We start from the raw sequence: 10,230 nt of genomic DNA on the forward strand, positions 1-10,230 counted from the left end.
TGTGATAGACCACTAGTGGCTGGCGAGCCCTGTTAATCGCGCATAGCCGCCAACTATGTCAGCGAGCTCTGCGGTCGTGATCACGTCCTCCAGGCGGTTGAAGCCTTTCGGTGCCCGCTCGGCCACCAGATCCAGCACACGCTCGGGCCCGCCTCTACGATTGTTGCGTACGACCTCGGCAGTCTTGGGTCGTCTCTCAGCCTCATAGGCGCTGAGCGCCGCCTCAGGCGCCAGTTCGGACAAAAGCCTCGCCAGGCACGTCGCGTCGAGAATGGCCTGGGCTGAGCCGTTCGAGCCAGTGGGATACATGGGATGTGCCGCATCGCCCAGCAGCGTCACGCGACCTTGCGTCCACCAGGGAAGCGGATCGCGATCGCACTCCGGGTACTCAAAACACTGCGGCGTGGCCCGGATCAGCGCCTCGATATCGAGGAAGGGTAGCCGCAGGCGCCTTGCGAACGGCAGCGCCTCCTCGAGCTTGCCGGGGCGAGACCAGTTCTCACGCCGGGGCGGCGGCGATGCGCCGTCCGCCACCTTCCCGTTCATCACCCAATTGGTCAGCCGCGTTCCCGCCGATCTGCCCTCGGCGATCGCATAGACGGTCAGCTTAGCCATCGAGTCGGCGGCGATCAGCATGACATTGCCGCCCTCGTAAACAGGCCAATCCACTGCTCCTCGCCACAGCTGACTGCCTTGCCAGCGGATGCCGCCGTCGCCAGGATGCAGCAGGGCCCGCAACGCTGAGTGGATGCCATCAGCACCTACCAGCACATCGCCACGCTCCTCCGCCTCCGTGCCGTCGGCCAGCGTGAAGCGCGCCGTGACGCCATGGCTACCCTGAGTGAATCCGTGCAGGCGATAACCGTTGCGCAAGCCGCCAGCCGGCAATCGCGCCCGCGCCGCTCGCCACAGAACGCCGTGCAACCTGCCACGATGCATTGAGAGTTGGGGCACATCGTGCCCGCCCCAGAGGCCGCACTCGCCAGCCCATATCTGTTGTCCGAGGTGATTGAGATACCGCAGTTCGCGCGTGCGGATGGCGACATCGTCGAGCTCCCCTAACAGGCCGAGCGACATGAGCACGCGGGCGCTGTGTGGGAGGATATTTATGCCCACCCCGAGCTCCCGGACTTCCGTGGCGGCCTCAAAGACGGTGCAAGGAACGCCCAACTGATGCAGCGACAATGCCAGCGTCAGTCCGCCGATTCCCCCTCCCGCAATAAGAACGCGCCGATTGAGGGATCCATCGTGGCCCTTACGCGGCACGCTGCTGGTCGGTGGCTCATGATTCTTGTTCATCCGGATCGTCTTTCGTCACAGGATTTGCCGAGCTGTTGCGGCTCGAGCCGCCGGCGTCCTCCCCGAAGCGACAAACTCGATTACCGACATTGACATCTGACTTAGTCGCGGCCGGCCTCTACGATGGCCCTCGCTATCCGCTCCGGATGTGTGAAGCTTATTTCATGAGCCCCCGGAATCTGGATGAGGCGGAAAAGTCCAAGCTTCTCCGAAAGTCTCGGATGCCAGGGATGGCTATGCGGGGCCACTGTATCCTCGGTGCAGTTGATATAGGATTTTCCAACTTTCATGTCGGCCGGATTGGCGGATAGACGGATCTTGTCCCTGAAGGTCTGCATTGGGTGCGGATTGAGCATTTCGTAGGCTTTTTGCGCTGTCTCAAGGTCACCATCATTGATGAAAGCTTCACGAAAGAAAGGGAACGGCAATACGACCGAGCCATCATTCCGTTCTGCTGCGAGGGCCTCTATCGCGGCGACTTGATGTGGCGAGGTCGTGTCTTGGATGGACTCTCCATCATTGGGAACGTAGGCGTTCCAATAGATCAGGCGCCGGATACGGTGCAGAATGCGATCGGCCACTCCTGTAATCACCATTCCACCGTAACTGTGTCCGACAAGTATTGCATCCTGGGTGCCGGCTTCTTCCAGATATTCGACGATCGACTCTATGGCTTCTGACAAGCCGACCGCTTTCGAGTCACCAGGTCGGTTTCCTTTTATCGTAGGGGTGAGGACATCATGTCCCATGGCCTCGATCAGGGACGCCACACCCTGGAGGGTGGTACCTGTGTGCCAAGCGCCATGTATAAGCACGTAGTTCGCCATGCACTTTGCCTTTTCACGATCAATGCTTTTTTACGTCACATCCGTTTGATCGCATTCCACGGTGAACAATCGAAGGTTCAAGGATCGATGGCTATGGTGGATCAGCGTCGACCGGTGCTGCTGATCATGAAATAGGGGGACGCCTGATCTGGAACAGAACCAAGATTGACAAATCTCGATGTACCGTTGCGCGGAAGCGGAACGCCATTGCCGCGATGCGTCGGCTCCTCTCTAGGTTTCCTGATAAGAGGTACAGCTATAGCCGCGTTCGCGATGTCGATCTTTGCACCACAATCGTTCGCAAATGATCTTGCCGGTCAAGCTTGCGTCATCGACGTGAAACGCTAAAAACTCATGGGACGCGCATACGCTATGGGGAGTTAATTCGCCCGAGTCCGATCAGCGTTGGCGGACCAAACGTGACATCTCTTCAAACCCTCCATTCGACATGGGAGACCAAATCGTCGACATGCCGCTCCAAATCGGTGCTGTCGTGGCAAATGTGACGATGCTCGCCCGGGCCGGTGACGCCCGCCCGGGCCCGTCAGGTCCGTACTGTGGCGGTGTGGCCGCGCGCGCAAGCGAAGCAGAAGGTTCGGCCAGACGAACGCACCATGTCAGGCGCCGTGAACGAGAACCAAGGAACGGTGTGCCGCATTCAAGGTAGTCTCTACCTCGTCGCGACGTGGTCAGGTGGACATGCAAGCTTCGCGGCTTATCGGCTCGCAGCTTCAGTTTTTGGTCTTAGTTTTGTCAGTGTGACGCGGCCGGGCTATACATCTGCTGTTTCGCGCGGTTGGGCCGACGCTCGCTGGATGATCCGGATATGTGCCAACTCAGCCATAACAAGCGCAACGAATATTGACGCCGAACCGACCAGACTTAGATAGTGCACGTCGATAACGAGAATGACGATGCCGCCCAGCAAGCCTGAGCAGGCAAGCCCCGCATATAGTGCGGTGTTGTTGAGGGCCAGCAACAGGGGCGCGACGTGCGGCGCAAGCGTCACCAGCCGGTGTTGCTGCGGAACGTTCAGCCCCCAGCCGGAGATGCCCCAGATCGCGACGCTGACTAGACCCGTGCCCATATGCGCGGAGGTCCACGGCAGAGCCGCGAAGTTGATCGCAGCGACGATAAGCGCGCCGTTGATGATCTCACGACTACCAAAACGGTCGACTAGCCTGCCTGACAGAAGATTGCCAGCGGTTGCCGCCACGCCCCAAAGAAACAGTATTCCGGCCAGGACACCGACGTTACCCTTGGTGATGTGATCGAGCGTCAGCCCAATATACGTGTAGACCATCAACAAGCCGCCGTAAGCAAATAAAGTGGTCAGCAATGTCAGCGCAATGCGACTATCGTGGAGCGGACGGAGCCTTTCACGCAGGGTGATACGCGGAGGTGTCGGGATGGTCCGAAGCACTAGTGAGACGCCGATCATCGCTATCAGGCCAAGCCCAGCGACGGACCAGAGTGTGCCACGCCACCCGCCCAAGCCTCCGATAAACGTGCCGATCGGCGCTCCCAGTGCGGTTGCACCGGCAAGTCCCGCTGTGACGATTGCAAGGGCGCGCCCCCTTTTTCATGCGCAACGAGCGAGGCTGCTGCGCCGAGCGCTGTGGGAGCAAACATCGCCGCGCCGAGTCCGGCCAGGGCGCGGCTGACAAGGACGGTATTGAGGTCGGTCGCAACCGCGCTAAGCGCGTTGCCGACCACGAAGATTCCGAGCGCGGACATTAGCAAGAATTTGCGTGACCATCCGCCCGCGAGAGCGGCTATGACTGGCGCCAGAATTGCGAATGACAATGCATAAATCGACACCATTTGTCCCGCAGCGCTGGCGGAAGTATTCAGCGACATCGAAATGCTCGGTAATATACCAGCGATCACAAAATTATCCGTTCCAACAGCGAACATTCCAACGGCGAGAACAAGTAGTCGACGATCCATGATTGGCCTTCTTAGTTTGTTAGCACCTGGGTGCCGGCGCAGCACCGATGTTTCTCGGCGCTGCATATGGCAACGGTTATGCTCGGGACAGTTCAGAGGTTTGGACGAATAGTCAGTGTTTCCAGTGGGAGCCCAAAAAAATGCTACATAAGCTCGCGCGCCGAAAGTTCGGCTCCTTCAACGCAACAATATCAAATGTGCTGTCGGGTCTACGCTTCACCCCCTGATAGAATGCCTCGATGATCTCACGATTGAAGTCTTTGCTACGCGGATAGGCGGCAATCACTGCCTGGCGTTGTTCGCTTTGAAAATAGTCAGAGCCCCGACCCACAACATCCATTTCATACCCTTCCTGAACCAGGGCGATCTCTGGATGCATGTATTCCGGGATGTCCGGAGTCGTGTGAAGCGCCACTGCGGTCCAAACTTTCTGGATATCTCTTTCAGAGATACTATAGTTCTCAAGAAATTCGCGCGCGGCATTCGCGCCGTCCACTTCAAAGGGAAGCTGGCTCTCCCGATAGCCGTCGGTAAGGCCGATGTCATGGAACATCGCTGCTGTGTAGAGAAATTCTGGATCAAACGTTAAGCGCTTCCGCGTTCCAATCAGGGCACCCCAAAAATAGACCCGAGTGGAATGGTAAAACAGAAGGTCGTCCTCTGCGTTGCGAATGAGCTGCGTTACGTCGCGCGCCATTTTGCTATCGGGAATCCTTACGCCGAAAATGTCGTTCGTCATCTGCATTCTCCTCAGCAAGCATCGAAGCTCTGGCGAGCGACGCCTTCCGCTTTGGACAACCCTGACACAAGAGATTGAAGTTGGATCGGAGTCGCTCAGGCCGCTGGTCATGGCGAGCAGATGCGTACCGTCCTAGCCATAAAGCAGTACCAAGATTTGCAATTGTGCGTGTACCATCGCGCTATGACTGCGCTCCCCATCGACCGCGTTTTGTGGCGCGGCCGCCGCGGCCCAGCGCCCGGACCGTCGGGGCCGCGGATCGCCGGACTCTAACGGCAGGATTCAACGAGGAAATTCCCACGTCTGCTGCTAGTCGTGCTGGAGTCGACCAGATGCACTTCGTACGGCAGGCCAATCTCCTTCAACATGATCGAGACGTTGAGAGCGTTGGCGTCGGGAATGAATAAAGTTGCAAGCGGTCTGGGTGTTTGGCGAGCCGACGCCGTGGATCAGGAAGGGTCTGGCATCTCTCACTCGCTCTTTCCGAGCCCTTCACCACCAGCGCACCGACCGGCCGGCCAAGACCTGCTGCTGCCCTGAGCGGCGGGCAGCGGCGCTCTCCTCCTAGCCGCCAGCTGGCAGGCTGATCGAGTGAGCCCTAGAGCGCTAGATGCGACGACGCCGCCCAGATCGTTGCTTGCAACTCGCGAAATTGGGCGCGTGAAATCGTTCGGCAGAGCTACGCTGGCTGCCTCATCGCAGCGCATGAAACATCAACTGCATTATGCGATGACTGCCCACAATGCTGAGGATCTCCGCGCGGGTGTCGATCCGCGCGAACTCCTTGGGCACATGGGCAGTGCACGCACACGATAGCTGTGCGTATCGAGGACACGCCTAACCGCATTGCGCAGCGCCTGCGGCGTTGGCGCGCTCGTTTCACATTGATGCCGAACCCGACCATGGCAAACGCGCGTTCACGTCAGCCTTGTCTTCGGTCCTGCGGAGACCAGACGTTGGACTTTCTATTCAGTAGGGAGGCAACATTTGGGCTCACGGGGGTCCGGATATCCGACCGGCGCCGCCGCAGCACAGTACGGTGCAATCAGAATCACCGATCTTGGTACTGTCAAACGATCTGATGGGGCACATCTCTTTCGTTGATAGCGCCTCTGCGTTGAGATGTTTCCGGCTGCCGCTCCCGCCGAGAATCGGATCGGCTCTTACCGAAAGGGTTCTCCAAAACGAGAAACGTCATGCAGAGAGGTATGGACGGTCAATGGATCAAATTAGCAATCGCTCGGAGCTCGAAAAGTCACTCGGCTCCTCGCCCCCGCAACGACGGTGGAAGTTCTTGAGCACAGGCGCGGCTCTTGTAGCCCTAGCGCTCAGTTACTTCGCATTCTCCCGCTACAAAGATGATCACGCGGCGCCGCGACAAGCCGGAGCACTTCCGGTAACAGTAAGCGAACCCTTGCGGCGAGACGTCGATTCCCGGCTCGGATTCCTTGGACAGTTCTCGGCCATCGACCGCGTGGAGTTGCGCGCCCAGGTTGGAGGTGTCCTCACCGAAATTCATTTCAAGGATGGGCAAATCGTACACAAGGGCGACCTGCTTTTCGTGATTGACCCGCGCCCCTACGAGATCAAACTTGCGCAGGCGAATGCCCAGCTCCACACCGCAGTAGCGCGCCTCGCGCTGGCAAACAATCAGCTCTCACGCTCACAATCGCTCCGGCGTGATGATTTTGCGACCCAGGAAACGGTCGACCAACGCACCAATGAGCAGCATGCCTCGCAGGCCGCGGTGGAGGACGCCAGAGCCCGCATCCGAGATGCCCAGCTCGACCTCGAATATTGCCGGGTCACGGCGCCTTTTACCGGACGAATCGGCGCCCGCCAGGTTTCGATCGGCGACCTGATCGCCGGCAGCCGAGCGGCCGTCAGCCCGACCACCTTGCTCGCAACGCTGGTTTCGCTCGATCCGCTCTATCTCGACTTTGACATGAGTGAATCCGACTACCTGGCGTTTTCACGCGAACGCGCACCCATTGCAGGCCCGCTCGCCGACACGATCGCGTTTGGCCTGAGCGACGAGACCAATTTCAAACGGCACGGCACCCTCGATTTCCTCGACAATGCTCTTGATCGCTCGAGCGGAACGATCCACGCCCGCGCTACCGTGCCAAATCCGGATCTGTTTCTCGCGCCCGGTCAATTCGCGCGGCTTCGTGTGGCTGTTGCGGCGCCGACGCCGGCTCTCCTGCTGCCCGATTCGGCGCTGGTGCTCGATCAGTCGCAACATCTGGTGATGACGGTTTCTCCGGACGCGACCGTGGTGCCGAAGGTCGTGCAACCGGGAGATCTTAGAGGCGGCCTGCGGGTGATCCGATCGGGGCTTGAACCGAACGACCGCGTCGTCATCGACGGACTGGTGCGCGCTAGGCCAGGCACGAAAGTCGTGCCGCAGCATGGTGCGATCCATTACGACGCAATCGCCGATGGCCAAGACTGAGCAAAAACTGAGACTGGAACGATCCCATGCGCCTCGCACACATTTTCATCGATAGGCCTATATTCGCGACCGTACTGAGCGTCTTCGTCACTTTGATCGGGCTTGGCGCGCTCGCCATTTTGCCTGTCGCTCAATATCCGGAAATCGTGCCTCCCACGGTTCAGGTGACGACCACCTATCCGGGCGCTTCCGCGGAGACGGTCTCGCGGACCGTTGCGACGCCGCTTGAGCAACAAATCAATGGCGTCGAGAACATGCTCTACTTGACTAGCCAATCGACCGGTGACGGCAAACTCACGGTAACCGTGACGTTCCGGATCGGGACCGACCTCAACGTCGCGCAGATGCTGACGCAAAATCGCGTTCAGGACGCCCTCCCTCGGTTGCCGGAAGACGTCCAGCGCCTTGGGGTGCAGGTGAGAAAGGCGACGCCCAACATTCTTTTGGCGGTCCACCTCTATTCGCCGGACAGTTCGCGTGACACCCTGTATTTATCGAACTATGCGACGCTGCACGTAAAGGACGTGCTGGCGCGGCTGCCCGGCGTGGGCGACGTCCAATTCCACGGCGCGCGCGAATACGCGATGCGCATTTGGCTCGATCCGGACAAGGTCGCGGCTCACAAATTGAGCGCGGGCGAAGTCCTTGCGGCACTGCGAGCGCAGAATGTTCAGGTCTCGGCCGGCATCCTCAACCAGCCGCCGGTCGCCTCGGATCAGGCGTATCAGCTCAACGTACAGACGCTAGGGCGGCTCGCTACGCCGGAGCAATTCGGCGCCATCGTGCTCAAAGCTGATTCTGAGGGGCGCGTTACCCGCATCCGCGACGTAGGTCGTGTTGAAGTCGGTGCGGCGGACTATGGCTCGACGGCTTTTTTGGACCGCGGGTCGGGCCTGCCGCTGCTCATCTTCGCCCAGCCTGGCGCCAATTCTCTGACGGTGGAGCACGAGGTCCTGTCGAGCATGGAGACGCTTTCAAAGGAGTTTCCGCCCGGCGTCGCCCATAAAGTTATCTACGATCCGACCATATTTGTCGGCAAATCCGTTGACGAAGTCATCACGACCATCTTCGTTGCGATCCTATTGGTTGTGGGCGTGGTCTTCCTCTTTCTTCAGAGTTGGCGAGCCGCGATCATTCCGGTGATTGCGATCCCGGTGTCTCTCGTCGGCACCTTCACGGTTCTCTACGCGGTCGGGATCTCCCTCAACAATCTTTCGCTGTTCGGGCTGGTGCTTGCGGTTGGCATCGTCGTCGACGACGCCATTGTTGTGGTCGAAAACGTCGAACGGAATCTGGAACGCGGGATAACGCCTGCAAAGGCCGCCTATGTCACGATGGACGAGGTGGGCGGCGCGCTGATTTCAATTGCACTGACACTTTGCGCCGTGTTCGTGCCGTCAGCATTCCTGTCGGGCATTTCCGGCCTGTTCTTCCGCCAGTTTGCGGTGACGATCGCCGCGTCGACGTTGATCTCCTGTTTCGTCTCACTGACCTTGAGCCCAGCGCTCTGCGCGGTTCTGTTCAAGGCGCACGAGCCGGGTCACAAGATTCGTCCGTCCGGCATTCGCCGCTTGGTGCGGGCAGGATTTGACAAGTTCAATTTTGGATTCGAGTGGCTGTCGACGCGGTATGGGCGCGTGACGGGGCGCCTCGTCCAAGTGACCGGCGTAGTACTGTTGGCTTATGCGGCGCTGATCGGTATCGCCGGCGTCCAGTTTGCCCGTGCGCCGACGGGGTTCATTCCGGAGCAAGATCAAGGCTATCTCATTTCCGTCGTGCAACTGCCGCCGGGTGCGACCCTGGATCGCACCGAAGCTGTCCTCAAGAAGGTGATCGACATCATCTTGACAACGCCGGGCATCGAACATGTCGCGCCTTTCGCCGGCCTGGACGCGACGACTTTCACCGTTGCCTCCAACGCCGCAACGATTTTTTCAGGCTTGCCGTCCCTGTATAGCCATCATGTCGATGGCGTCACTGCGACGACCGTGCTCGCAGACCTGCGCAAACGCCTTTCTGTGATACAGGATGCCTATGTACTGACTATCCCGCCGCCTCCGGTGCAGGGCCTCGGCACCGCCGGCGGCTTCAAGATGATGCTTCAGGATCGCGCGGGGCTTGGTTCTGACGCGCTCGCACGCGCGGCTCAAGCGCTCGTCCGGGCGGCCAACAAGGACCCGAGCTTCGCAGGCGTCTTTACCTTGTTCAACACCGGTGCGCCGTCAATCTACGCGGATATCGATCGCGAGAGAGCCGAGAAAGTCGGCCTGACCCTGACGGACGTGTTTTCGACGCTGCAAGTTTATCTCGGTTCTCAATATGTCAACGACTTCAATTATCTTGGCAGAACCTACGAGGTGATCGCGCAGGCCGACGGAAGTTTTAGACGAGATCCGCAGGATATCGCACGGCTCAAGGCGCGGAACACGTCGGACGAAATGGTACCTATTGGGACCGTGGCTAGGTTCAAATACGAGAACGTTCCGTACCGAGTGCCACGGTACAATCTTTTCCCCGCGGCTGAAATCATGGGAGTAGCCGGGCCGGGTGTGGCGACAGGCACGGCGCTGCAGAGGATGGAGGAGCTCGCCCGACAGGTTCTGCCGCCCGGCATCGGCTTCGAGTGGACCGAACTGGCCTTCCAGCAACAGCAACCTGGAACGTCGTCCCTGCTCATCTTCGGCGCGGCAGCCCTGTTTGTGTTTCTGGTGCTCGCGGCTCAATATGAGAACTGGAAATTACCACTCGCGGTGGTCATGATCGTGCCAATGTGCCTGCTTGCATCGGTTACAGGCCTAGTAACACGTGGCTTACCGATCGACGTCCTGGCACAGATCGGTTTCGTTGTTTTGGTGGGCCTCGCGGCCAAGAACGCGATTCTGATCGTAGAATTTGCACGACAGGCCGAAGAGCACGGTGCCACCCCAGGTGACGCGGCGGTCAGCGCCGCGCGGACTAGC

General features: G+C 59.4%; 7 protein-coding genes. 2 read left to right on the plus strand and 5 right to left on the minus strand.

What is annotated here, in order from left to right; all coding sequences use genetic code 11:
- Positions 1 to 12: 12 nt before the first annotated feature.
- From CWO89_RS34435 to CWO89_RS34450, 5 genes are all read right to left on the minus strand, one after another.
- On the minus strand, positions 13 to 1,299 hold the full coding sequence (locus CWO89_RS34435; RefSeq protein WP_130582912.1) for a flavin-dependent oxidoreductase: 1,287 nt from the start codon (positions 1,297 to 1,299) through the stop codon (positions 13 to 15).
- A 101-nt stretch (positions 1,300 to 1,400) separates the two neighbouring features.
- Positions 1,401 to 2,126: an alpha/beta fold hydrolase gene (locus tag CWO89_RS34440; RefSeq protein ID WP_130582913.1), complete on the minus strand. Its 726-nt coding sequence runs from the start codon at positions 2,124 to 2,126 to the stop codon at positions 1,401 to 1,403.
- A gap of 772 nt (positions 2,127 to 2,898) precedes the next feature.
- A complete protein-coding gene (locus CWO89_RS34445; RefSeq protein WP_207234636.1) occupies positions 2,899 to 3,687 on the minus strand; it encodes an MFS transporter in 789 nt (262 codons plus the stop codon).
- A complete protein-coding gene (locus tag CWO89_RS47220) occupies positions 3,573 to 4,076 on the minus strand; it encodes an MFS transporter (RefSeq protein WP_207234634.1) in 504 nt (167 codons plus the stop codon). The genes CWO89_RS34445 and CWO89_RS47220 overlap by 115 nt, the downstream gene beginning before the upstream one ends.
- A 112-nt stretch (positions 4,077 to 4,188) precedes the next feature.
- Complete coding sequence (locus CWO89_RS34450; RefSeq protein ID WP_130582914.1) at positions 4,189 to 4,815, minus strand: HD domain-containing protein; 627 nt, start codon at positions 4,813 to 4,815, stop codon at positions 4,189 to 4,191.
- Between the two features lie 1,060 nt (positions 4,816 to 5,875).
- Here CWO89_RS34450 and CWO89_RS34460 point away from each other — a divergent pair.
- On the plus strand, positions 5,876 to 7,270 hold the full coding sequence (locus tag CWO89_RS34460; RefSeq protein ID WP_207234635.1) for an efflux RND transporter periplasmic adaptor subunit: 1,395 nt from the start codon (positions 5,876 to 5,878) through the stop codon (positions 7,268 to 7,270).
- A 26-nt stretch (positions 7,271 to 7,296) separates the two neighbouring features.
- A partial coding sequence (locus CWO89_RS34465; protein WP_130582915.1) for an efflux RND transporter permease subunit occupies positions 7,297 to 10,230 on the plus strand: 2,934 nt, incomplete at its 3' end.

The sequence above is a fragment of the Bradyrhizobium sp. Leo170 genome (assembly GCF_004296405.1).
Classification (GTDB): Bacteria; Pseudomonadota; Alphaproteobacteria; order Rhizobiales; family Xanthobacteraceae; genus Bradyrhizobium.

Excerpts from the sequence above, each read along its gene's own strand:
- CWO89_RS34435 (WP_130582912.1), bottom strand. The coding sequence starts at position 1,299 with ATGAACAAGAATCATGAGCCACCGACCAGCAGCGTGCCGCGTAAGGGC.
- CWO89_RS34440 (WP_130582913.1), bottom strand. The coding sequence starts at position 2,126 with ATGGCGAACTACGTGCTTATACATGGCGCTTGGCACACAGGTACCACC.
- CWO89_RS34450 (WP_130582914.1), bottom strand. The coding sequence starts at position 4,815 with ATGACGAACGACATTTTCGGCGTAAGGATTCCCGATAGCAAAATGGCG.
- CWO89_RS47220 (WP_207234634.1), bottom strand. The coding sequence starts at position 4,076 with ATGGATCGTCGACTACTTGTTCTCGCCGTTGGAATGTTCGCTGTTGGA.